17 protein-coding genes and 1 other RNA gene are annotated in these 23083 nt (G+C 62.6%); 11 read left to right on the top strand and 7 right to left on the bottom strand.

The window, feature by feature from the left end:
- The first annotated feature begins 208 nt into the window (after positions 1 to 208).
- The gene (locus ACT53S_RS08775) at positions 209 to 2548 is read left to right on the top strand and encodes a glucose/quinate/shikimate family membrane-bound PQQ-dependent dehydrogenase (RefSeq protein ID WP_476066701.1); all 2340 of its coding nucleotides are present in this window, start codon (positions 209 to 211) and stop codon (positions 2546 to 2548) included.
- A 151-nt stretch (positions 2549 to 2699) separates the two neighbouring features.
- Positions 2700 to 2981 carry a DUF6074 family protein gene (locus ACT53S_RS08770; RefSeq protein WP_476066700.1) on the top strand — a complete coding sequence of 94 codons (282 nt, stop codon included), beginning with the start codon at positions 2700 to 2702 and terminating at the stop codon, positions 2979 to 2981.
- 2 nt (positions 2982 to 2983) lie between these two features.
- Here ACT53S_RS08770 and ACT53S_RS08765 read toward each other — a convergent pair whose 3' ends face one another.
- Positions 2984 to 3604, bottom strand: a complete 621-nt coding sequence (locus ACT53S_RS08765; RefSeq protein WP_476066699.1) for a cupin domain-containing protein — start codon at positions 3602 to 3604, stop codon at positions 2984 to 2986.
- A 143-nt stretch (positions 3605 to 3747) separates the two neighbouring features.
- On the opposite strand from ACT53S_RS08765, the gene ACT53S_RS08760 reads away from it, so the two are divergent.
- Both ACT53S_RS08760 and ACT53S_RS08755 read left to right on the top strand, forming a co-directional pair.
- Entirely contained in the window at positions 3748 to 4665 is a 918-nt protein-coding gene (locus tag ACT53S_RS08760) for a LysR family transcriptional regulator (RefSeq protein WP_476066698.1), read from the top strand.
- 126 nt (positions 4666 to 4791) lie between these two features.
- Entirely contained in the window at positions 4792 to 5391 is a 600-nt protein-coding gene (locus ACT53S_RS08755) for a thymidine kinase (RefSeq protein WP_476066697.1), read from the top strand.
- A gap of 21 nt (positions 5392 to 5412) precedes the next feature.
- On the opposite strand, the gene ACT53S_RS08750 is transcribed toward ACT53S_RS08755, so the two are convergent.
- Entirely contained in the window at positions 5413 to 7881 is a 2469-nt protein-coding gene (locus ACT53S_RS08750) for an ATP-dependent helicase (RefSeq protein ID WP_476066696.1), read from the bottom strand.
- A 277-nt stretch (positions 7882 to 8158) separates the two neighbouring features.
- Between ACT53S_RS08750 and ACT53S_RS08745 the strand changes: the two genes are divergently transcribed.
- The 4 genes from ACT53S_RS08745 to ACT53S_RS08730 all read left to right on the top strand — a co-directional run bounded on the left by ACT53S_RS08745 (position 8159) and on the right by ACT53S_RS08730 (position 17862).
- A complete protein-coding gene (locus tag ACT53S_RS08745; RefSeq protein WP_476066695.1) occupies positions 8159 to 9403 on the top strand; it encodes an efflux RND transporter periplasmic adaptor subunit in 1245 nt (414 codons plus the stop codon).
- The gene (locus ACT53S_RS08740; RefSeq protein WP_476066694.1) at positions 9400 to 12549 is read left to right on the top strand and encodes an efflux RND transporter permease subunit; all 3150 of its coding nucleotides are present in this window, start codon (positions 9400 to 9402) and stop codon (positions 12547 to 12549) included. Before ACT53S_RS08745 ends, ACT53S_RS08740 begins: the two co-directional genes overlap by 4 nt.
- 120 nt (positions 12550 to 12669) lie before the next feature.
- Entirely contained in the window at positions 12670 to 14079 is a 1410-nt protein-coding gene (locus ACT53S_RS08735; RefSeq protein ID WP_476066693.1) for an FAD-binding oxidoreductase, read from the top strand.
- Positions 14080 to 14151: 72 nt separating this feature from the next.
- Positions 14152 to 17862, top strand: a complete 3711-nt coding sequence (locus ACT53S_RS08730) for an AsmA family protein (protein ID WP_476066692.1) — start codon at positions 14152 to 14154, stop codon at positions 17860 to 17862.
- A gap of 7 nt (positions 17863 to 17869) precedes the next feature.
- On the opposite strand, the gene ACT53S_RS08725 is transcribed toward ACT53S_RS08730, so the two are convergent.
- From ACT53S_RS08725 to ACT53S_RS08705, 5 genes are all read right to left on the bottom strand, one after another.
- A complete protein-coding gene (locus ACT53S_RS08725; RefSeq protein ID WP_476066691.1) occupies positions 17870 to 18118 on the bottom strand; it encodes a ribbon-helix-helix domain-containing protein in 249 nt (82 codons plus the stop codon).
- 59 nt (positions 18119 to 18177) lie between these two features.
- Positions 18178 to 18375 (bottom strand): DUF4169 family protein, encoded by a 198-nt coding sequence (locus ACT53S_RS08720; RefSeq protein WP_113375526.1) that lies wholly within the window; start codon positions 18373 to 18375, stop codon positions 18178 to 18180.
- 57 nt (positions 18376 to 18432) lie between these two features.
- Positions 18433 to 18936 carry an SspB family protein gene (locus ACT53S_RS08715; protein WP_113375527.1) on the bottom strand — a complete coding sequence of 168 codons (504 nt, stop codon included), beginning with the start codon at positions 18934 to 18936 and terminating at the stop codon, positions 18433 to 18435.
- A 178-nt stretch (positions 18937 to 19114) separates the two neighbouring features.
- Positions 19115 to 19491, bottom strand: a transfer-messenger RNA (tmRNA) gene (gene ssrA / locus ACT53S_RS08710).
- 37 nt (positions 19492 to 19528) lie between these two features.
- Positions 19529 to 20260, bottom strand: coding sequence for an AprI/Inh family metalloprotease inhibitor (locus ACT53S_RS08705; protein ID WP_113375528.1), 732 nt, complete (start codon positions 20258 to 20260; stop codon positions 19529 to 19531).
- Between the two features lie 205 nt (positions 20261 to 20465).
- Between ACT53S_RS08705 and ACT53S_RS08700 the strand changes: the two genes are divergently transcribed.
- The 3 genes from ACT53S_RS08700 to hflK all read left to right on the top strand — a co-directional run bounded on the left by ACT53S_RS08700 (position 20466) and on the right by hflK (position 23083).
- The gene (locus ACT53S_RS08700) at positions 20466 to 21260 is read left to right on the top strand and encodes a thymidylate synthase (RefSeq protein WP_476067457.1); all 795 of its coding nucleotides are present in this window, start codon (positions 20466 to 20468) and stop codon (positions 21258 to 21260) included.
- A 21-nt stretch (positions 21261 to 21281) separates the two neighbouring features.
- Positions 21282 to 21806 carry a dihydrofolate reductase gene (locus tag ACT53S_RS08695; protein ID WP_476066690.1) on the top strand — a complete coding sequence of 175 codons (525 nt, stop codon included), beginning with the start codon at positions 21282 to 21284 and terminating at the stop codon, positions 21804 to 21806.
- Between the two features lie 152 nt (positions 21807 to 21958).
- Positions 21959 to 23083, top strand: coding sequence for an FtsH protease activity modulator HflK (hflK, locus tag ACT53S_RS08690; RefSeq protein ID WP_113375531.1), 1125 nt, complete (start codon positions 21959 to 21961; stop codon positions 23081 to 23083).

Genomic DNA, 23083 nt, shown 5'->3' with positions numbered 1-23083 from the left:
TTTGTGCGGCGCAAGATGGCAATGGGCGAGTGCAGGATCAAGAGAAAGTTGGTGAATTTTTGCCGGCGAGTGGGCCCGAAAACATTGTTCCATTCGGGATGGAACAATCCTCCGTTTCTCCCGTTCGACTGATGTCGCAGGTCCCTTATCCCGCGCCATTCGACGCGTAGGGCCATCTCGTACATTTCCAGACATGAATGGACTTGGCATGTTATTGACCATCACCATCGGCATATTCGCCCTTGTGGGGCTCGTGCTCGGGGTCGGCGGAGCACAGCTCGCCGCCCTGGGTGGCAGCTTGTATTACCTGATCGCCGGGATCGTCTTTCTGGCGACCGCCGTGCTTTTGTTTCTCAGACGCGCGGAAGCGCTGTGGCTCTATGGGCTCTTCATCCTCGGCAGTCTCGTCTGGGCGCTCTGGGAGGTTGGGCTCGACTGGTGGCAGCTTGGTCCCCGTGGTGGACTGGTCGTCGTGCTTGGCCTCTGGCTGATGTTGCCGGGTGTCCGTCGCAGACTTGGTCCGGAGCATCGCCGCGGGCGCGTGCCGGCGCCGCTGCTGCCGCTTGCCGTGCCCGTTCTGATCGCCGTGATCACGGCGGCCATTTCCCTCTTCACCGATCCCTATGACCGCTCCGGCAGCCTGCCGACGGAGCAGGTTGCGGCGGCGCCGTCGCTGGGTGGCAACGTCCCCGACGGCGACTGGCATCAGTATGGCCGAACCCCGTATGGCCAGCGCTACTCGCCGCTCACCCAGATCAACACCGACAACGTCAAGGACCTGAAAGTCGCCTGGACCTACCAGACCGGTGACGTAAAGCTTCCCGAGGACGTGACGGAGACGACCTATCAGGTGACGCCGCTCAAGGTGGACGACACGCTTTATCTCTGCACACCGCACAACTGGGCGATCGCGGTGGATGCGGCGACCGGCAAGGAGAAGTGGAAGTTCGATGCCAATGCCGGTCTCAACACCGATCGCCAGCACCAGACGTGCCGTGGTGTGACCTATTACGCGGATCCCGCCGCGGCCGCCGGTACGGCCTGCGCCACCCGCGTCTACCTGCCGACCTCGGACGCCCGTCTGATCGCGCTCGACGCCGCAACCGGAGCCGTTTGCCAGAACTTCGCCGACGGCGGCACGCTGCAGCTCGGCCAGGGCATGCGGTACAACCCGGCCGGCTATTACTATTCCACCTCGCCACCCGTGATCGCCGCCGGCAAGATCATCATCGGTGGTGCCGTCAACGACAACTATTCGACGCAGTCGCAGTCGGGCGTCATCCGCGCGTTCGACGTCAATACCGGGGCGCTCGTGTGGAATTGGGACAGCGGCAACCCGACAGAGACCGCTCCGATCGGCGAAGGCCAGACCTATACGACGAACTCGCCGAACAGCTGGTCGGTCTTCTCCGTCGATGAGCAACTCGGCCTCGTCTATATCCCGCTTGGCAACCAGGTGCCCGACCAGCTCGGCATGGGCCGCAGCGAAAGCGTCGAGAAATACTCGTCTTCAATAGTTGCGCTCGATGTGAACACCGGGCAGGATCGCTGGTTGCGCCAGACCGTGCATCACGATCTCTGGGACATGGACGTTCCTGCCCAGCCGGTGCTGATTGACATCAACAATTCGGACGGTGCCGTTGTGCCGGCTCTCGTCGGGCCGACCAAGCAGGGCGACATCTATGTTCTCGACCGCCGGACCGGCGAGCCGATCATCCCGGTTCGCGAGATCCCGGCGCCGGGCGGCGCCATTCCGGAAGACTTTACGTCCCCGACCCAGCCGATCTCGGACCTGACTTTCCGTCCGCCGACGCTGCAGGAAAAGAACATGTGGGGTCTGTCCATCATCGACCAGATGATGTGCCGGATCGCCTTCCACAAGCTGAACTATGAGGGACAGTACACCCCGCCGTCGCTGAACGGGACGCTCGTCTATCCCGGCAATTTCGGAACGTTCAACTGGGGTTCGGTCGCGGTTGATCCGGAGCGGCAGGTGATGTTCGGCATGCCGACCTATCTCGCCTTTACCTCCAAGCTCGTTCCGCGGGCAGATATCCCGCCAAAGGGCGAAGGTGAGAAGGGCTCAGAGCAGGGTCTGAACCGTAACGAAGGTGCGCCTTACGGCGTGGTCATGGGGCCGTTCCTGTCGCCGCTCGGCATTCCCTGCCAGGCGCCGCCATGGGGTACGGTTGCTGGTGTCGACCTGCGCACGGGCCAGATCGCCTACCAGCACCGAAACGGCACCGTCTACGACATGACGCCGCTGCCGCTGCCGTTCAAGGTCGGCGTGCCTGGTATCGGCGGTCCGATGATCACCAAGGGCGGCGTCGTCTTCCTCGGTGCAGCCGTCGATGATTACCTCCGCGCCTACAACCTGACGACCGGCGAACAGCTGTGGGAGGCTCGCCTCCCGGCCGGAGGCCAGGCAACGCCGATGACCTATGCGCTCGACAACGGCAAGCAGTATGTCGTGATGGTGGCCGGCGGCCATGGCTCCGTCGGTACCAAGCCGGGTGACTATGTCATCGCCTATACCCTGCCGGACTGACAGCCAATCGCATCGTCTGCATGCTTTCGCACTCCCTGCCGCAAGGCAGGGAGTGTTTTCATTTGGGCCACCTCCGACAATCGCGATGTCTGCGAAACGGAACATTAACTATGTGATTCTAAACACATCTCGTAACGTGAGGATGTTTCGCATGAGTAGCCAAGCCATGACCGGCAAGACGACCACCCCGACCATCGCCTTCTTTCCGCTTGCGAGCCGCCGGGACCTGGTTCGCCGATCGGCTGTCGAACTCGACCGCCTCAATGGCTACGCCGCCACCGAATTCTGGAAGACCACCTGCCGTGGCCTCGGCAACGAACTTCTTGCCTTGGGCTGCCCCGAAGACGAGATGCGGGCGGAAATCATGGATTTTCAGGCCGCCGTTCAGGTGGAACTGATGTGGCTGCACCGCGAGGAAGCGGCGCAAGGCTGACATCACCGACCGGTGACAAGGCTGCCTTGATCCTCAATCGCGAGGTGCGCGGTGTTCGCGCGCGGCGGAACGGCCAGCCGGTAACCCATCATCCGGGCAATCGGGGCAAGTGTGGCGAAGAGCAGCTTCTGCACCACGACTGGTGGCCCAGAGATGTAAAGATGGTTACGGAAGGCGTTGAGGCCGAGCGCGATCGGCAGTAGCTTCACCGAACCGTCAGGCTTGAAATAGTCCGGGCACTCAGACGTCCAGCGCGCCAAGTTGAGGAAGAAGCGCAGGTGCTGCTGGGCGTTGACGAACGTCACCGTCAGATGCGTTTCGCCGAACGAAGCGTTGCGAAAGAAGTGGCTCGCGCCCTTCGGCACTGTGATCGACTGACCGTCGGTTGCATAATGTTCCTGACCGTTGATCATGACCATCACCCGCCCTCTGTTGACGGTGAAGATCTCGTCCGTCTCCGGATGGATATGGGCGACGGCATTTCCGCCTCCCGACCCACCCTTGCCGAGGACGACGTCCATCTGGCTGGTGACTCCGCCTTCATAGGGGTGCGTGAAAACGAAAGTCTCTTTATTGAAGGCATTGAGGATACGGGTGCCGGCTGGCACAAGCGCTTCGCGCATGGCTTTACTCCTTGCTGATCTGGGTTTTGAGTGCGTATTGGAAGCCCGCGGACATGTATCGTGGGCGATGAAAAGCGTGTAGATTGTCAGCGTTTCCGCTTCAAACACCGTTTTTGCCGCGACAATCACCGGATTTGCATAACGTGACCGCATCGTTGAACTTCGATGACTTGCGCTACATGCTGGCAGTCGCCGAGACAGGGACGACGCTTGCTGCATCCAAGCTCTTGCGGGTCAGCCAGAGCACGGTTTCGCGGCGCATAGCGGCGCTTGAGGACGCGCTTCAGGTGGAGCTCTTCGATAAGCGCCGAACTGGTTATGTTCTGACCGAGGCAGGGTCACTTCTTCTCGCACCCGCAGAGGCTGTGCGTCACGCCGTCGACGCGTTTTCAGGTGCCGTCGACAGCCTTTCCCGAGAGATTTCCGGCACCGTCCGCTTCACGACCAATGAGGTGCTGGGCTCCTTCGTGCTGCCGCGGTTGATCGAGCGCCTGCGGCAAAGGCATCCCGGTGTGAAGCTCGAAGTGGATACGACCAATGTCCTGCGAGACTTGATTGGTGGCGAAGCCGATGTGGCGTTGCGGGCATCACCCGCACCCACTCAAGCGGGTCTGGTGGGAGTTCGTCTGATCGAGGATTACTGGAGCCTCTACTGCTCGCGTTCCTACAGCCTTCGCCACGGCGTCCCGAGACGCGTCGAAGACCTGGCCGGCCACGCCATCATCGGCATCGATGCCCATGTCCGTGGCCGCCCGATCTTCGATTGGGCAACGAAGAACTTCCCGGCAGAGGTGTTGCTCCGGCACAACTCGGTGCCCGCCGTCTTCACCAGCGTCAGGAATGGCGTCGGCGTCGGCTTCTACTCCGACTTCGTGGCGGCCGGAGATCCCGAACTGGTTTTCTGTTTCCGCCCGCCCGTGCCTCCTGCCGCCGAAGTCTGGCTCGTGACGGATGAACGGCTGCGTCATGTGCCCCGTGTCCGCGCCGTCATGGACGTGATCAAGGAGCTGGTGAAGGAGATCACCGGGCAGCGAATGGCGGCGGCGGCTGTGCCGGCCTGAGGGCGCCGTATTTGCAGCAGGCAAGACAATTGCCTGTTGGCAAAGTCTTCCGGCGGTTGTCCGGCGCGCTTTATCTTCCTAGAAAGACAGCTATCTTCAGCCCCACCACTCGATAGCAGCGACGCCTTGGCCAAACTTCATTTCATTTACGCCACCATGAACGCCGGCAAGTCGACACTGTTGCTGCAGGCGGCCTATAATTACCGCGAACGCGGCATGCGGGTCGCGACGCTGATCAGTGCGCTCGACAACCGCGTGGGCAAGGGGTTCATCGGTTCGCGGATCGGCCTTCGGGCCGAAGCTGAAGCCTTCGGGGCCAAGGACGATCTGTTTTCCGCAATCAAGGCTGACCACGCGGCATCGCCGCTGTCCTGCGTCTTCGTTGACGAAGCGCAGTTCATGACGACCGAGCAGGTTTGGCAGTTGGCGCAGATTGTCGATGTTCTCGACATCCCGGTCATGGCCTATGGTTTGCGCACGGATTTCCGTGGCGAACTGTTTCCGGGCTCCAAGGCCTTGCTCGCTATCGCGGACGAACTGACGGAGGCCCGCTCGATCTGCCATTGTGGGCGCAAGGCGACCATGGTCGTGCGCATGGGGGAAGACGGCAAGGCGCAACGCGACGGCGCCCAGGTGCTGATCGGCGGCAACGAGACCTATACCTCGCTCTGCCGGCGCCACTGGCAGCTCGCTTTTGCTGCGGAAGAAGTGCACCCCGCCGCCTGAGCCGACGCTAGCCGGCTCCGATCAGCCGGCCTTTTCGACGAAGCCGTCCAGCACCCGCTTTTGCCCGGCGCGGTCGAAGTCGATCGTCAATTTGTTGCCCTCGATCGAGGCGATATTGCCGTTGCCGAACTTCATGTGAAAGACACGATCGCCGACCGTAAAGCGTGACGGTTCTGTCGTGGTCGACTTTGCGACCAGTTCACCGTCGATCGTCTTGGCCCTGGGACCGCTTTCGCCGTAGCCGATGCGCTCCACCGCATGGCCGGAGCGGGTGCCCCAGTTGTCGCGAGTCGCTTCCGTCTTGTTGGCCTGCGCGCGCTTCCAGCCGGGCGTGGAATAGCTGTTCTGGAACGGTTCCTGCTTGTCGAAGCGGGACTGGCCGTAGGGATTGCGGCCGTAGCCGCCGTAAGAGGTCTCGGCTTCGGCGACTTCGACATGCGCCGTCGGCAGTTCGTCGAGGAAGCGCGACGGCATGGTCGACTGCCAGAGGCCATGGATTCGGCGGTTGGAGACGAACCAGATGTGGCAGCGGCGCTTGGCGCGGGTGATGCCGACATAGGCGAGGCGGCGTTCTTCCTCGAGGCCCGAGCGGCCGCCTTCGTCGAGTGCGCGCTGATGCGGGAAGAGGCCTTCTTCCCAGCCGGGCAGGAAGACGGTCTCGAATTCCAGACCCTTGGCCGAGTGCAGCGTCATGATCGAGACGGCATCGAGGTTTTCGTTCGTTTCGGCGTCCATGACCAGCGATACATGCTCAAGGAAGCCGCGCATGCTTTCGAAGGCTTCCATCGAGCGGATGAGTTCCTTCAAGTTGTCGAGACGACCCGGCGCTTCTGCCGATTTGTCGTTCTTCCACATGTCGGTATAACCCGACTCCTCCAGGACCTGTTCGGCGAGCTCCGTATGCGGCGTGTTCTCCAGAAGCTCGCTCCAGCGGCGGAAGCTCACGACCACGTCGAACAGCGCCTTGCGCGCCTTGGGCTTCAGCTCGTCGGTCTCGATAATATCAGAAGCTGCCGCGAGCATCGGAATATCGCGGGCGCGGGCGTAGTCGTGCAGGGCGCGGATCGTGGTGTCGCCGAGACCGCGCTTCGGCGTGTTGACGATGCGCTCGAAGGCGAGGTCGTCGGCCGGCTGGCAGATCAGCCGGAAATAGGCCATGGCGTCGCGGATTTCCAAGCGCTCGTAGAAGCGCGGGCCGCCGATGACGCGGTAGTTCAGGCCGAGCGTGACGAAACGGTCTTCGAATTCGCGCATCTGGAAGGAGGCGCGGACCAGGATCGCCATGTTGTTCAGCGGATGCTGCTGGCGCTGGAGCTGTTCGATCTCCTCGCCGACGGCGCGGGCTTCCTCTTCGGAATCCCAGGCGGCGTGGACGACGACCTTGCCGTCGTTCGGATCAACGCGGTCGGTGAAGAGGGTCTTGCCAAGGCGACCTTCGTTGTGGGCAATCAGATGGCCGGCTGCACCGAGGATATGTTCCGTCGAACGGTAGTTGCGCTCGAGCTTGATGACCTTCGCGCCCGGAAAGTCCTTCTCGAAGCGCAGGATGTTGTCGACCTCGGCGCCGCGCCAGCCATAGATCGACTGATCATCGTCGCCAACGCAGCAGACATTCTGCGGCACGCCCTGGGGACGCTGGGCGAGCAGCCGCAGCCACATGTATTGCGCGGTGTTGGTGTCCTGATACTCGTCGACCAACACATATTTGAAGCGCTGATGGTATTCCTTCAGCACGTCCGGATTGGCCTTGAACATGCGGATCGGATGCAAAAGCAGGTCGCCGAAATCGCAGGCATTCAGCGTCTTCAGGCGGTTCTGGTAAGCGACATAGAGCTCGCGACCCTTGCCATTGGCGAAGGCGCGGGCGTCGCCTTCCGGTATCTGGCTCGGATCAAGGCCCTTGTTCTTCCAGCCATCGATCATCTGGGCGAACTGCTTGGCCGGCCAGCGCTTGTCGTCGAGGCCTTCTGCCTGGATGATCTGCTTGATCAGGCGCACGACATCGTCGGTGTCGAGAATGGTGAAATCGGAGGACAGGCCGACCAGTTCGGCGTGGCGGCGCAAGAGCTTGACGCCGATCGAGTGGAAGGTGCCGAGCCACGGCATGCCCTCGACGGCACCGCCGACGAGATGGCCGATACGCTCTTTCATCTCGCGAGCGGCCTTGTTGGTGAAGGTCACGGCGAGGATCTGACTCGGAAAGGCGCGGTTGGTGGCGAGGATATGGGCGATACGGGTGGTCAACACGCGCGTCTTGCCGGTGCCGGCGCCCGCGAGCACGAGCACGGGGCCATCGACGGTTTCCACCGCCTCGCGTTGTTCGGGGTTGAGGCCGCTCAGGTAATCCGGCGTGTTCGCCTGGCTACGGGCTGCCATAGCGCGGGCGGCAATGCCCAGTCCGCCTGACGCCGGCGGGGCCGGTGCGGCAGCCGGCTTGCGCGGCGCTGGTTCCTCGTCGAAGAAGGGGATATCGTCGAAACCGTTACTCATGCGGCTCAATGTAGTGATTCGGTCTCGAAAGGCCAGTGATGCCGTTCTGGTTTTATTCCGGCATGGCCGGTTCATCACCGGTTTTAGCCGGCCTCACGTGCGAATGTGCGGGGCAAGCCAGACCGATTGCGCGATGCTCTGTCGGTAAGGTGATCACGCCCGCGTGAATTTCCGCGAGATTACAAATCAGTAAGCTTGCCTCGGAGGCATTGCCAGACACAATCTGAGCCCCATACTCCGCCCTGGTCATTTTTAAGTTTTTTATCTGGAGCCTTGCATGCCGCTTTGGAAGCAACTCACCATCAGTGTTGCGCTGTTGTTTGTCGGACTTTGTGCCTGGGTCTATGTCTCACCCGGGGCCGGGCAGAGCCTTGTGCAGATGGGGGTGCCGGAACGTCTGGTCGCGATGATTTCCGCCGGCAATCCCGATGGTCAGGCGGGTGAAGGCCAAGCCCCGGGGCGGCAGGCCCAGGCGGAGCGCCAAGGTGCCGTTCAGGGGCAGGGGCAGGGGCAGGGGCAGGGGCAGGGCGAGCGGCGAGGTGGCGGGCGCGGCAACCAGAACATCCTGGTCGCCACGCAGCCGGTGGCGACGGCTGTTGTCAACGACCGGCTGAACGCAATCGGCGACGGGGAGGCGGTGGATGCGGTTACCGTGATGCCACAGGCTTCCGGTACGATCGCGGAAATCCTGGTGACCTCCGGCCAGACCGTCAAGAAGGGCGATGTGATTGCCCGCCTCGACAGCGACGAGCAGGTCATCCTGCGCGACCAGGCGAAGGTCGCGCTGCGCAGTGCGACCGAGAAGGCCGATTCCTATGGAAATCTGAAGAGTTTTTCCCGCCTGGAGGTTCTGGATGCACAGATCGCCCGTGAACAGGCCGAGCTGCAGTTAACCACGGCGGAACTGAACCTGAAGCGCCGGGAGATTACCGCGCCGATCGATGGCGTGATCGGCATCATCGGCGTCAGCATCGGCGACAATGTCACCAGTTCGAGCGCGGTCGTCTCGCTCGACAATCGTTCGCAGCTGCTCGTCGACTTCTGGGCGCCCGAGCGGTTCGTCACGGCGGTAAAGCCCGGCATGGCGGTCGAGGCCACATCCGTCGCGCGCCCCGGCCAGCGGTTTACCGGTACGGTCGATGCCGTCGACAGCCGGGTCGACCAAGCGAGCCGAACCATCCGGGTCCGTGCGCGGATCGACAATCCCGATGACGTGCTGCGTGCCGGCATGTCTTTCGCAGTCTCCATGACCTTTCCAGGCGACCGGTATCCTGCGGTCAACCCGCTTGCGGTCCAATGGGACGGGCAGGGCTCCTTCGTGTGGCAGATCGTCGACAACAAATCCGTGAAGACCCGTGTCCGGATCATCCAGCGCAATTCCGATCAGGTGCTGATTGATGCCGCCTTGAAGGAGGGCGACGTCGTGGCCATCGAAGGTCTGCAACGGGTGCGTGAAGGAGGTGCCGTCGAGGTGGCCAATGCCGGGTCCGACGAGAAGGCACCGGAGGTGGCTGTCCGATGAGCGCTTCCGAAACACCTCAGGAACAGTCCGGCCGCAGCTTCACGGCTCTCTTCGTCCGTCGCCCTGTTCTTGCAGCCGTTCTCAACACGCTTCTCGTCGTCGCGGGTCTCGCCGCCCTGGCCGGCATCGAGGTTCGCGAATTGCCAGATGTCGATCAGCCGGTCATCACCGTCAGCACGGACTATGACGGCGCGTCGGCGCAGACCATGGACCAGGAGGTGACCCGCATCATAGAGGGTGCGGTCGCGCGGGTCAGCGGGTTGAAGTCGATGTCCTCCCGATCGCAGTTCGGCTCCAGCCGGACTACCCTGGAATTCTCAGACAATGTCGATCTCGCGGTTGCGGCCAATGACGTGCGCGATGCGCTCGGCCGCGTCCGCAACCAGTTGCCGGACGATGTCGACGAGCCGCGCATCGTCAAGGCCGATTCGGACTCGCAGCCGATCATGCGGCTCGGGGTCACCTCCACGACACTGTCGATGGAAGATCTGACACTGTTGGTCGAGAATGAGATTTCCGACCGCCTGGCCGCCGTTGATGGTGTGGCCGATGTCGAGATTTACGGCGACCAGGAAAAGGTGTTCCGGATCGACGTGAACCAGGCGGCTCTCGCCAGCCGCGGTCTCTCAGTCGCCGATCTCTCGACGGCGCTGCAGGGGGCTTCCCTCGACGTGCCCGCCGGATCGTTGGAATCCCAGACCCAGGACATCGTCGTGCGGGCGACCGCCAGCTTGACCTCGGTCGCGGATTTCGAGAACGTGCTAATCGGCAACCAGGTGCGGTTGCGCGATGTCGCCACGGTGACATTGGGGCCGGACGATGGCTCCACGGCCTTGCGTTCCAATGGCGTTGCCGGCGTCGGTCTCGGCGTCATTCGTCAGGCGCAGTCGAACACGCTCAGCATTTCGAGCGGGGTGCATCAGGCCGTCGATGACCTTCAGGATGTTTTGCCCGAGGGGACCAAAATCGTGGTGAGCAGCGACGACGCGGTCTTCATTCAGGGCGCACTGCACGAGGTTGAGCTCGCACTGTCTCTCTCGGCGCTGATCGTTCTCGTGGTTCTGTTCCTGTTCCTGAGGGACTGGCGGGCGACGCTCATCCCTGCGCTCACCATGCCGGTGGCGCTGATCGGCACGCTTGCCGCCATCTACATGGTCGGTTTCTCGATCAATATCCTGACACTTCTGGCGATTGTTCTGGCCACCGGACTTGTGGTCGACGATGCGATCGTCGTGCTGGAGAACATCGTCCGGCGCCGGTCTGAGGGCATGGGGCCGCGGGCTGCTGCCGTGCTCGGGACCCAGGAGGTGTTTTTCGCCGTACTTGCGACGACCGCGACGCTTGCCGCCGTTTTCGTACCGCTCTCGTTCCTGCCAGGCCAGCTTGGTGGTCTCTTCCGCGAATTCGGTTTCGTGCTGGCATTTGCGGTTCTCTTGTCTTCGGTGACGGCGCTGACGCTCTGCCCGATGATGGCCTCGCGCATGCTGCGGGAGGCGAAACACGGCGACCACGGCATTCTCGGCCGCTTCGGAGCGCGCTTCTCGTCCGTCTACCGGCGCAGCCTCGGCGCCTGCCTGCGCAACCCGCTTATCGTGGTTGTGGTCGCCGTGCTGTTCTCCGCCGCCGCCTATGCCACCTTCACCACGATCCGCAGCGAACTGACGCCGCGCGAAGACCGGTCTATGGTGATGATGCGCCTGTCCACACCGCAGGGTTCGAGCCTTGCCTACACGCGCGACCAGGTCCAGCGGGTCGAGGAGAATTTGAAGCCCCTCGTCGACAGTGGAGAAATCCGCAACGTGTTCTCAATCTCGGGCCAGGGATCGTCCAACAGTGCCTTCATGGTGCTGACGCTTGCACCGTGGGACGAGCGCACGCGTACGCAGGACCAGATTGTTCAGGATGTGAATGCGGCGGCGGCGAAGGTACCGGCTGTGCGCGGCAACGTGTTCCAATCAAACAGCCTCAGGATCCGTGGTGCCGGCAGCGGCCTGCAGATGGCGCTTGTGGGCAGCAGCCATGAGAAGCTGACCGAGGCGGCGATCAAGATCGTCGATCAGTTGGGCAACTCCCCACTCCTGCAGACGCCGCGCCTCGACAACGAGCCGACCCAGGCACAGATCTCCGTGACCATCGATCGCGAGCGGGCCTCCGACCTCGGTGTCGACATCAACGCGATCGGGACGTCGCTTCAGGCGCTGCTTGAAGGACGGTCTGTGACGGATGTCTTCATCGACGGGAATTCGATCCCGGTGCGGCTCGTCTCCAGCACGCAGCCGATCAACGACCCGACGGATCTCGAAAACATCTTCCTGACGACCTCGGACGGCCGCGTCGTGCCCATGTCGACGATCGCCACACTGGAGGAGCGGGCGGTGGCACCGCAGCTCAATCGCGAGCAGCAACTGGCCTCCGTCTCCTTCTCAGCCGGCCTGAACGATGGCGTCGCTCTCGGGGACGCGGTCGAGGCCGTCAAGGCCATCGCAGAGCCGCTGCTGCCGCCGGGTTCCCGCCTTGTGCCTCTGGCGGAGGCTGCCACCCTGCAGGAAAATTCCTATGGAATGGCACTGACCTTCGGCTTTGCCATCGCGATCATCTTCCTGGTGCTGGCGGCACAGTTCGAAAGCGTCATCTCAGGGCTGATCATCATGGCGACGGTTCCGCTGGGCCTTGCCTGTGCCGTCTTTGCACTGGTCATCACCGGATCGACGCTCAACGTCTACAGCCAGATCGGCCTCGTGCTGCTGGTCGGGGTCATGGCGAAGAACGGCATTCTGATCGTCGAGTTCGCCAACCAGCTGCGAGACCGCGGGCAGAGCGTGCGCGAGGCGATCGAGAATGCGTGCGCGATCCGCCTAAGACCGGTGATGATGACGATGATCGCGACTGTTCTCGGAGGTTTCCCGCTTGTTCTGGCGCAAGGCGCCGGCGCCGAGGCCCGCATCGCGCTCGGTTGGGTCATCGTAGGTGGGCTGGGGTTTGCCACTCTCGTGACGCTTTACATCACGCCCGTGGCCTATCTGCTGCTGGCGCGGTTCTCCAAGCCGCATGCTCATGAAGAGGCGCGGCTGAAACGCGAGCTCGACGATGCAAGCCTGAAGGGCGCGAACGATGCGGGCGAACCACCGCGCATTGCCGCTGAATGACAGAGACGCGCCCTTGCTGTGGCGCGTCGTTTCTGTCGCTGGACAAAGAAATGCGCCTATCCCATAGCAGGGACGCCACAGAAGAAACTGCGGCGCGAATGCCAATTGGGGAGGCGATGAATGGCCCGCAAGGATGTGATTGACGGACACCGAAACGAGGCAGGGATCGCAGCGGCCTTGCCAATCCTGAAGCAGCGCTTCGGTGATCGTTTACAGACCGGTCAATCCTTCCGCGAGCAGCGCAGCCACACGACGACCTATCTGCCGTCGCAACTGCCCGATGGCGTGGTGTTCGTCGAAACGTCCGTCGATGTGCAAGAGGTGGTTAGAATCTGTGCCGCTCACCGCGTCCCGATCGTCGCCTTTGGAACGGGGTCTTCACTGGAGGGGCAGGTCAACGCACCTTCGGGCGGTATTTCGGTCGATTTCAGCCGGATGAATCGAATCCTTGAAGTGAATGCTGAAGATCTGGACTGCACGGTCGAGCCCGGCGTGACTCGCGAGGACCTCAACACCTATCTGCGCGACACGGGCCTCTTCTTCCCCATCGACCCAGGCGCCAATGCCTCGCTCGGCGGGATGACAGCGACTCGCGCCTCGGGCACGAATGCCGTGCGCTACGGGACCATGAAGGACAATGTGCTGGCGCTCACCGTTGTCACCGCCAATGGTGAAGAAATCCGCACGGCGCATCGGGCGCGCAAATCCTCGGCCGGTTACGATCTCACACGCCTCTTCGTGGGGTCCGAGGGAACGCTCGGCCTGATCACCTCGATCACGCTGAGGCTCCAGGGCATTCCCGCCAAGATCGGAGGTGGCGTCTGCGCCTTCCCGACTTTGGAAGACGCGTGCAACGCCGTCATCACAACGATCCAGATGGGGATCCCCGTCGCCCGGATCGAGTTGCTCGACGAAATGCAGATCCGCGCCTGCAACGCCTATTCGAAGCTTTCCTATCCGGAGCGGCCGACGCTTTTCGTCGAGTTTCACGGAACGGAGGAGACGGTTGCGCTGCAATCTGAACAGTTTGCGGAGATCGCAGCCGAATTCGGTGCGGATGGTTTCCGGTTCACCGCCAATGCCGACGAGCGGGCGCAGCTCTGGAAGGCGCGCCACAACGCCTATTGGGCAAGCCGGGCGCTGGCGCCGGAACTGGCGGCGCTTTCGACCGATGTCTGCGTTCCGATCTCGCGTCTTGCCGAGTGTGTGGCCGAGACCCAGGCCGACATCAAGGCGCACGGATTTCTCGCCCCGATCGTCGGCCATGCGGGAGACGGCAATTTTCATGTGCTGCTGCTGTTCGATGACAAGGATCCGAAGAGTGTCGGTGAGGCGGAAGCCTTTCTCGAGCGACTGAATGGACGGGCACTTTCCATGGAGGGGACCTGCACCGGCGAACATGGGATCGGGCAGGGCAAGATCAGCTATCTCAGGCAGGAACTCGCCTCGGCTCTGCCGGTCATGCGGGCCATCAAGGCGAGCCTCGATCCCTTGGATATCTTCAATCCAGGCAAGATTTTTCGCGTCTGACTACAATACCTTGCGGCTTGCTACCACGGCGAATTGAGTTACCCTGCGGCCGAAATCAAGGGAGTGGCATTGGTGCTCGGACGCATTCTGGTAACGCTCGGCGGCCTTCTGGTGGTGGCGCTGTTTGCCGCGCTGTTGGCGCCGCTTTTCGTCGACTGGACCAATTTTCGGCAGGATTTCGAGAGCAGAGCAAGCCAGCTTTTGGGCAAGAAGGTCGTGGTGCACGGGGCAGTCAGCGCCCGTATCCTGCCGTTTCCCTCGGTGACCATGGAAGACGTCACGGTCGGTGCGGATGTCGACGGATCGCCGCTGGTCCAGGTGGCGCGTTTTTCACTCGATGCAGAACTGGCGCCGTTCCTGTCGGGTGAGGCGCGGATCTTCGACATGCGGATTGAACAGCCGCGCGCCCGCGTCCGGCTTCTTGCCGACGGTACGCTGGACTGGCTGCGGGGCAGCCGTCCGAGCATTCCAGCACGGACCGTGATCCTGGAGAAGGTCTCCGTCTCCGATGGTCTCATCGAGTTCATCGACGAACAATCCGGCCGCAACCGTGTTCTGTCCGACCTCGACGCGGATATTTCCGCCCGCACCTTGGCTGGTCCCTGGTCCGTTTCCGGCCGTGCATCCCTGGACGGTCAGATCGGCGGGTTTGCGCTCACCAGTTCCGAGACCGTCAACGGAAGCCTGCCGATCCGGATCAGGATCGAACCCGATGTGCAACCCTTCGATCTGTCGCTGGAAGGCGAACTGGCGCTGGAAGAGGGCCGGCCGATCTATAAGGGGCAGTTTCTCTCCGCCTGGAAAGAGGCTGCGCCACCTGCAGCCGATACGGCTACGGCCCCATCTGGCCCCCGGGCGCGCGGTGCCTTCGAACTGACTAATGAGAGCGTTGTCGTCCCCTCCTATCGGCTTGAGCTCGGCGATGCCGCAGATCCCTATGTGATCACGGGGGAGGCGAAGCTCGACACTGGGGCAAAGCCCGAATTCCTGCTGACCGCAGAGGGGCAGCAGGTCGATGTGAACCGGCTTGCTGCTGATGGTAGCCGGGCGGCAAAGACGGCCCGCAATGGGACCGTTTCGCTGCAGCAGCGCTTGACGCTACTCCTTGAGACGGCTGCCCGGATCCCGATTCCGAAAGTCCCCGGGCGGGCAACACTGAAGCTTCCGGCGATCCTCGCGGGCGACACCGTCTTTCGCGATATCCAGCTCGACGTCCGGCCCGCAGGCACCGGCTGGACGGTCGACCGCGCTGTGGCTGTGCTGCCGGGCCGCACGCAAGTCGAGGCGGACGGCCGATTGAATCTTGCCGGTACACCCTCCTTCGACGGTCATCTGCTGGTCGCGTCGACCCAGCCGTCCGGTCTTGCCACCTGGATTTCCGGCAAAGTCGATCCCGCGATCCGGCAGCTGCGATCTGCGGGCTTTTCCGCCACGGTCAATCTGACCAGCGAGCTGCAGCGCTTCGAGAAGCTGGAGCTTGCCGTGGGCGACAAGCCGTTGAAGGGCCGCCTCGAGCGCGAATCGGGCGCGGGTGCTGCACCGAGCCTGTCCGTCGACCTTTCCGGGGCGGGGCTCGATCTCGACGCAGCCCGCGCCATCGCGGCACTGGTCGTCGGCGAGGATGCCGAACGCAATCTCTTGGCTGAAAGGATCGCCGCGCGGCTGAAGCTCGGACGACTGACGGCCTTCGGCATCGATATCGGCGATGTCGACGGCATCGTCAGCTATGAGGGAGACCGGCTCTCGGTCGAGCGCATGAAGCTCGGAAATGTCGCAGGCGCGTCCTTCGACATGAGTGGGGTGTTGGCCCTCTCTGCCGGAGTTATTGACGGGGAGGGGCGTGTGGCCCTGCGGTCGAAAGATCCCTCTGCCTTCCTTTCGCTGCTCGACGAGCGCTTTCCAGGACGACCTGTCCTGAAGCGATTGGCTGAGAGTGCCGATTGGTATGCAGATACCGACATTGCTGCAGATATTGCTCTTGAAGGGGGCGGGGCGGTGCGTGTCAGCGGAGGTGGCAGCTCCAACGGCAGCCGCACGAACTTTTCGGTGACCGCGCCGACCCTTTCGGCACTGGCGGGCGGTGACGGACGCAAGGTGGACCTCAGCGTCGAGAACGACGAGGCGCAGATCCTGATGGGGCAGGCGGGTCTCCAGCCGCTGCCCTGGCCGGTTGGGGAAGGCGGCCGTCTCAGCCTCGTGCTGGACGGACGAAATGCCAAAGAGGCAGAGGCGGATATCCGCTTCGACGGTGCGCGATCGAAGCTGGCTGCGACCGGCCGGTTGAAGGGCATGGACGGACCGTATGTGCTCGACGGAGACTGGGACGTCTCGGCTGAAAGCGAGGATGTCGGTCCCTATCTGATGGCGCTCGGGGCTGCTCTACCCGGCCTGCAAGCTGGCGTTCCCACAACGATGAACGCCAAGCTTGGGCTTGCGGCCGGACAGGTGACGATCGACGATCTGCGGTCGACGGTCGCCGGACAAGCGGTCTCGGGGCAGGGGATGCTCGACCTTCGGGGTGCCGTGCCGACCGCGACGGGCACCCTTGCCCTCGACAGTCTCGATATGGACTGGCTTGCCGAGAGCCTGCTTGGCCCCGTCCGTGATCCGAGCTCCGGCGCGCTTGCGGCGTCGCCGTTCGCAAAGAGCAGCCTGACAGCCGATCTCGATCTTGCCGTGACGGCAAAGCAGGTCTGGCCGGGAATCGGCGAGTCAATGACGGATGTTTCCACCAAGCTGACGGCCAGAGCCGGAGAACTGACGTTGGACGAGATTTCGGGCGGCTGGTTCGGCGGCAGCATGACCGGTCGCCTGTCGCTCGCCAATAGTGATGGAAACGGCTTCCTGCAGTCGCGGCTCGACGTGAAGGGTGCCGATCTCAGACGAAGCCTGAATGCGCTGCGCCTGAGGCGGGGCCTCGATCCGTCGGAGGGCGTGGCCGGAACCTATGACCTGACTTTCGTCGGTGAGGGCAGCGGCGCGACTGCGGCTGAACTCATCGGCGGTGCAAGCGGCTCCGGTCAGGTCACGCTGTCACGGCTTGCGATCAGCGACCTGGACCTCACCATTCTGCCTCGCCTTGTTGCCGAGGCGGATGGGCTCGGGACCGATCTGGACCAGGAGAAGGTCCGGTCCATCACCAGTGCGCTGGTGTCCGGTGGCACGACGACCGTCGAAGGGGTCGCGCTTCCCTTTGCGCTCTCGGATCGGACGCTTCGCGTCCAGAATGCGGTTGTGCAAACCGAAGTCGCATCCCTCAACGGCAGCGCCCGGCTCGACTTCGACAGCGGCACAGTGGAGGGGGACGTCGACATTGCGCTTCGGGCCGGCGATTTCGCCATGGAGGGGGCTTCCCCTAATCTTCGGCTCATGCTGACGGGTGACGTCCTGTCTCCGGAGCGCGGGCTGGACGTGACCGAGATCACCAATTTCCTGTCTCTACGGGCCTTCGAAACGGAGCGGCGCCGGGTCGAGGCTTTGCAGTCGAGCGTGCTCGAAAAACAGAGGCTGAGGCGCGAAGCGGCCCTTGCCCGGGCGAATGCCCAACAGCGGGCACAGGCCCAAGAAGACGCGCGGAAGCGTGCCGAGGCGGAGCGGTTGCTGCAGGAGCAGCAGCAACAGGCTGCGCCAACGGTGCCGTCTGACGGAGCTACGGATCAGCCGACTGGCCCGACCACCGACAGTGTTCCCGATGCGCCGGCCCTGCCCGTCCCGCAGCGCGAGCGCGTGGTGCGCCAGCCTCTGCCAGGCATGACGTTCGAAGGGTTGCCCGGCGTTCAGTGAAATTGCTCTATCCGGGGGAGCGCGAGGCGTCGGATGCGTCCGGCGCCGCCGCCTTCCTGAGATATGCCAGAACGTAAAGACGCAGAGCGGAAGACAGATTGGCACTGGTCGCGCGGTTCTCGTCGACTTCGGCGATGAGGGCCGCGAAGCTGATGCCGCGAGCCGTCGCCATCTCCTGCAATTCCGCTAGAAACTCGTCCTCGACCGAAAAGCTCGTGCGGTGGCCATGCAGGGTGATGGAGCGTTTGCGGATCATGGCGTTGAGTGACTCGCGGCTTTAAGACGGTTCGTGCCTCAACGGGCGGGCGAGGCGCGTTAGTCCTGGTTGTCGTCCGGCGTCTCGATATGACCCTGGTCAAGCCGCTTGGAGGCTTGGGCGTTCAGCTTACGGGTCAGCGTCTTCTCAGCTTTCGTTCGACCGTGAGTCAGACGGTTCTGGTCGGCTGTGGCCTCGCGTTCGGCGCGCGCCTTGGTCTTGCGGAACTGGCGGAGATTGACGATGTCTGCAGCCATGTCTTTTGTCCCGAATGTGGAAAAGCCGGCCCCATGGGGCCGGCTGTCGGCATGACTTTATTGCTTCTTGCGGAAGGCATCGAGGGAGACCACAGAGCCTTCCTTCTTTTCCTCGGTCGCCGCAGTTTCGGCCTCTTCCGCCTTTGCGGGCACGTCCAGCGGATAAGCGGTGATCTCGGCGTCGTTTTCGTCCTCGTCCGCCAGCGGCACGTCGAATTCCAGCTCGAAATTGACCGAGGGGTCATAGAAGCCGCGGATGGCGTTGAAGGGGATGACCAGCTTTTCCGGGGTGTCGGAGAAGGACAGGCCGATTTCGAATTGGCTGTCGGTGACCTTCAGTTCCCAGAACTGGTGCTGGATGACGATTGTCATCTGTTCGGCATACTTGGCCTTCAGATGCTGCGAGATTCGCACACCCGGAGCCCCGGTCAGGAAGGTGATGAAGAAATGATGGTCGCCCGGGAGACGTCCGGTGGCGGCGACTTCGGTCAAAACCTTGCGGATGACACTTCTCAGCGCGTCCTGGGCCAGAATGTCGTAGCGAATGTGGTCGTGCCCCATCAGATCCTGTCTTTCCTTCTCATGCCGTTTCGACGGCTATATGCCACGGCGCAGCGGTGTCGAAAAGCCCCGTCGCGCGAACGCGGTTCGCCTAAGGATACATCATTTTCCTGCGCACGGGTAGGCGCGTAAGGTAGCCTTGTGTGAGCACGGCGGAAAACAGGGTGGGAGAAGGTTAGGTGAAGGCTTCTGTTGCCAGGTGCCTTCGGACCCCGCCTTGAGGGGCTAACCCCAAGGACTTAGTTCGGATTTCCCGCACCGCCATTAGGCAGCGAGAGCATAACCCTTAGCGTTGTTGTCGTTTGCAACTACACTTGTGACCCGATAACGGCGGTATCATGCCGAGCAAAAGTTCGATCTTTACGCCCTTGTCGATCCTATTTCGCCCCCATCAAAAGCCGGTCTGAACACTCATCAGATCCGACCGGTTTTTGGTGGAGGCGCCGGGTACCGCCCCCGGGTCCAATAGGTTTATTACACCGACCGTTTATTGCCATAGCCGGAGCAAGCCCCGGCAAGGCTGATATAGGTGTTTCCATCTCCGTTGGAAAGAGGGCGTGTGAACTATCGCGCGACCGGTTCTGCCGAACCCTCAACGGCACTGGTTGCGGAACACGATGTAGTCGCCTGTCTTGTCGCTGAAATACTTGATCACGTAGCCCTTCTGGCCGCTGTCGCCGACCGGGACGCGGCAGCGAAGGCCCCATTGCGGGGTCTGGCGGCAGGATTCAACGAGGAAGCACTGGCCGACTTCGAATTTGCCGATGACCGGGCTCTTCATGTCTTCCTTGCTGCGGATATTCAACTGGTTGAGCGCCTGCACGCGCACCGGGCCATTGCCGGTGAAGGGCGGGACGAGATCGGTCGCCTCGGCGCAGCGGTCGTTGTCGTAGCGGCGGCGGCAGTTCTCCCGTTTCCCGGGTGCCGCTGCCGGTGCCTGGACGACACGCGGTGCGCCGATCCGCTGGCCGCTTGCCGGTTTCAGCGTCACCAGACTGCCGTCGTTCAGCTGCCCGACCAGGACGCCCCGGTTCGGACGGAGGGTGGCGATCAGGAAGTTGTTCGTGCCGAGAATGGTGAGCCCGTTGCCATTCGGTGCCCAGGCCCAGGCGAAGGACATGGGGCCGACGCAGGTATAGGTCGTCGCCTTCAGCTGGCCGCCCATCGCCTGTCCGGAGAGATTGATGCTGCAGGCGCCAAGTGGTCCGCCCTCCACGGTCCAGTTGCCGACAAAATCCTGGGGAGCTTGCGCCTCTGCTCGTCCAGTTGCGACGAGCAGCAGGATGCATGCGAACAGCTTTGCGACAATGGCGGGCATCTTCATCGGTTCGTTCCCTCATCTTCACGGGTTTTGGCCCGACGTCTTCATCGGAGAGGTGAGATGGATTCGGCTAGTCCAAACTCTGCAGGCATTTTCGATCGGGTGGGGCGCATGGCAGTGGCTGGGACGGGGAAAACGTGGAAGCCGGCTTGGTTCGCGGTGGCGTTGGGGTTAGAATGCCGCATTCTCCATGACTCGCCAGGGACCCATGCACCAGTATCACGACCTCCTTCGCCATGTGCTGGAGACCGGCAGCGATCGCGGTGACCGCACCGGCACCGGCACGCGCTCCGTCTTCGGATACCAGATGCGCTTCGATCTCGCCGACGGCTTCCCGGTCGTGACGACCAAGAAACTGCATCTGCGCTCGATCATTCACGAGCTTCTCTGGTTCCTCAAGGGCGACACCAATATCGGCTATCTGCGCGAAAACGGGGTGACGATCTGGGATGAATGGGCCGATCAGGACGGCAATCTCGGCCCCGTCTATGGTGCCCAGTGGCGGTCTTGGCCCGATTATGACGGCGGGCACATCGATCAGATCGCGCGCCTCATTGAGGGCATCAAGACCAATCCGAATTCCCGCCGTCATATCGTTTCGGCCTGGAACCCTGCGCTTGTTGACGACATGGCGCTGCCGCCGTGCCACTGCCTGTTCCAGTTCTATGTCGCGGACGGGCGTCTGTCCTGCCAGCTTTACCAGCGCTCGGCCGACATCTTCCTTGGCGTGCCCTTCAACATTGCATCCTACGCGCTGCTGACGTTGATGGTGGCGCAGGTGACGGGACTTGAGCCGGGCGAGTTCATCCACACGTTCGGCGATGCCCATCTTTACGCGAACCATTTCGACCAGGCGAAGCTGCAGCTGTCACGGACGCCGAAGGCGCTGCCGGTGATGAAGCTCAACCCCGACATCCGGGATATCTTCTCCTTCACCTATGACGACTTCACCCTTGTCGGCTATGAGGCCGATGCCAGCATCAAGGCGCCGATTGCCGTCTAGGCGAAGGGTGAGGCAGCAGAAATGAGCGACATCAAAACGCTGATCATCGTAGCCGTGTCGCGCAATGGTGTCATCGGACGCGATGGCGACATGCCATGGCGGCTGTCGATCGATCTCAAACGCTTCAAGGCGCTAAGCATGGGTAAGCCGCTGGTAATGGGGCGCAAGACTTTCGAGTCGGTCGGCTCGAAGCCCCTGCCGGGACGACCGCATGTGATCGTCAGCCGCAATGCCGTGATCGAGATGCCCGGTGTCGAGACAGCGACGTCGGTGAAAGAAGGGCTCGAGCAGGCGCGGGTGCTGGCGCGCGAGACGGGCGCCGACGCCCTATGCGTCGTCGGCGGCGGCGAGATCTATCGCCAGACAATCGCTGACGCCGACGAACTGCACGTGACCCATGTCGAGACGGATCTCGAAGGCGATACATATTTCCCTGCGATCGAGCCGGATCTCTTCGAGCTGGTCGAGGAAACCGCCGTTCCGGCGGGGGAAAAGGACAATTACCCGACGCGCTACGCGATATACCGTCGCAGGACCGGCCGATAACGGAAAATTTGCCCTGTCTTCGGAAGAAGTTGGCCCCTTCGCGTTGAAAGGGAGGGCCGTGATACCTATAACCCTGTGGAACCTTTCGTGATGCGGCTCTCAACCGTCGCGACCGCAAGGACTTGGGAGCGATTTACAGCAAAGAGGTATGAATGCCCTGGAGCAATCAGAACGGCGGCGGCGGCGGTCCTTGGGGCGGCGGCGGCGGCGGTAACAATCAGGGCCCCTGGGGGCAGGGGCCGAACCGGCCGCGTGGCGGCGGCGGTGGCGGCAATCAGCCCCCGGATCTCGAGGATCTCATCCGTCGCGGACAGGATCGTCTGAAAAACGTCGTGCCCGGCGGCTTCAATGGCGGCGCCTTCGTGATTGTTGGCCTCGTGCTGATCGCCTTCTGGGCGATCCAGGCGATCTACACGGTGCAGCCGGATGAGCGGGGCGTCGAGCTTCGTTTCGGCAAGCCAAAGGAAGAAGTGTCCATGCCGGGCCTCCACTTCCATCTCTGGCCAATCGAACAGGTCGAGATCGTCAAGGTCACCGAACAGCAGCAGAATGTCGGCAGCCGCGCGACCTCCAACAATCCGGGCGCCGGCCTTATGCTGTCGGGCGACCAGAATATCGTGAGTGTCCAGTTCTCGGTCCTGTTCACCGTCTCTGACCCACAGGCCTATCTCTTCAATCTGGAAGACCCGTCGCAGACCCTGCAGCAGGTTGCCGAAAGCGCCATGCGTGAAGTGGTCGGTCGTCGTCCGGCGCAGGACGTCTTCCGCGATAACCGCGAAGACATCTCCACGCAGGTGCGCGACATCATCCAGGGCACGATGGACAATTACGGCGCGGGTATTGCCATCAATGCCGTGCCGATCGAAGACGCCGCGCCTCCGCGTGAAGTGGCCGAGGCTTTTGAAGAAGTGCAGCGTGCCCAGCAGGACGAGGATCGTTTCGTCGAGGAAGCCAACCAGTACGCCAACCAGCGTCTTGGTCAGGCCCGCGGTCAGTCGGCCCAGATCCGCGAAGAGGCGGCCGCCTATAAGGATCAGGTCGTCAAGGAAGCGGAAGGCGAGGCGCAGCGCTTCATCTCGATCTATGACGAGTATGCCAAGGCGCCAGACGTCACCCGTCAGCGTATCTATCTGGAAACCATGGAGAATGTCCTGCGCAATTCGAACAAGGTGATCATCGACGAGAAGCAGGGCGTGGTGCCGTATCTGCCGCTCAACGAAATCACGCGCCAGCCGGGCAACCAGTCTGGCGGCCAGTCGGCAACGGGAGGCAACTGA

It is taken from the genome of Allorhizobium sp. DMC15 (assembly GCF_056314065.1).
The sequence above is the reverse complement of the archived record's forward strand: the minus strand, read 5'-3'. Positions and strand labels throughout refer to the sequence as shown.

What these genes read in the sequence shown, in the direction of transcription:
- ACT53S_RS08715 (WP_113375527.1), bottom strand. Translation starts at nt 18,936, where the DNA reads ATGGGGCACGACCACATTCGCTACGACATTCTGGCCCAGGACGCGCTG.
- ACT53S_RS08750 (WP_476066696.1), bottom strand. Translation starts at nt 7,881, where the DNA reads ATGAGTAACGGTTTCGACGATATCCCCTTCTTCGACGAGGAACCAGCG.
- ACT53S_RS08725 (WP_476066691.1), bottom strand. Translation starts at nt 18,118, where the DNA reads ATGATCCGCAAACGCTCCATCACCCTGCATGGCCACCGCACGAGCTTT.
- ACT53S_RS08770 (WP_476066700.1), top strand. Translation starts at nt 2,700, where the DNA reads ATGAGTAGCCAAGCCATGACCGGCAAGACGACCACCCCGACCATCGCC.
- ACT53S_RS08745 (WP_476066695.1), top strand. Translation starts at nt 8,159, where the DNA reads ATGCCGCTTTGGAAGCAACTCACCATCAGTGTTGCGCTGTTGTTTGTC.
- ACT53S_RS08695 (WP_476066690.1), top strand. Translation starts at nt 21,282, where the DNA reads ATGAGCGACATCAAAACGCTGATCATCGTAGCCGTGTCGCGCAATGGT.
- ACT53S_RS08735 (WP_476066693.1), top strand. Translation starts at nt 12,670, where the DNA reads ATGGCCCGCAAGGATGTGATTGACGGACACCGAAACGAGGCAGGGATC.
- ACT53S_RS08700 (WP_476067457.1), top strand. Translation starts at nt 20,466, where the DNA reads ATGCACCAGTATCACGACCTCCTTCGCCATGTGCTGGAGACCGGCAGC.
- ACT53S_RS08740 (WP_476066694.1), top strand. Translation starts at nt 9,400, where the DNA reads ATGAGCGCTTCCGAAACACCTCAGGAACAGTCCGGCCGCAGCTTCACG.
- ACT53S_RS08720 (WP_113375526.1), bottom strand. Translation starts at nt 18,375, where the DNA reads ATGGCTGCAGACATCGTCAATCTCCGCCAGTTCCGCAAGACCAAGGCG.
- ACT53S_RS08705 (WP_113375528.1), bottom strand. Translation starts at nt 20,260, where the DNA reads ATGAAGATGCCCGCCATTGTCGCAAAGCTGTTCGCATGCATCCTGCTG.
- hflK (WP_113375531.1), top strand. Translation starts at nt 21,959, where the DNA reads ATGCCCTGGAGCAATCAGAACGGCGGCGGCGGCGGTCCTTGGGGCGGC.
- ACT53S_RS08775 (WP_476066701.1), top strand. Translation starts at nt 209, where the DNA reads ATGTTATTGACCATCACCATCGGCATATTCGCCCTTGTGGGGCTCGTG.
- ACT53S_RS08765 (WP_476066699.1), bottom strand. Translation starts at nt 3,604, where the DNA reads ATGCGCGAAGCGCTTGTGCCAGCCGGCACCCGTATCCTCAATGCCTTC.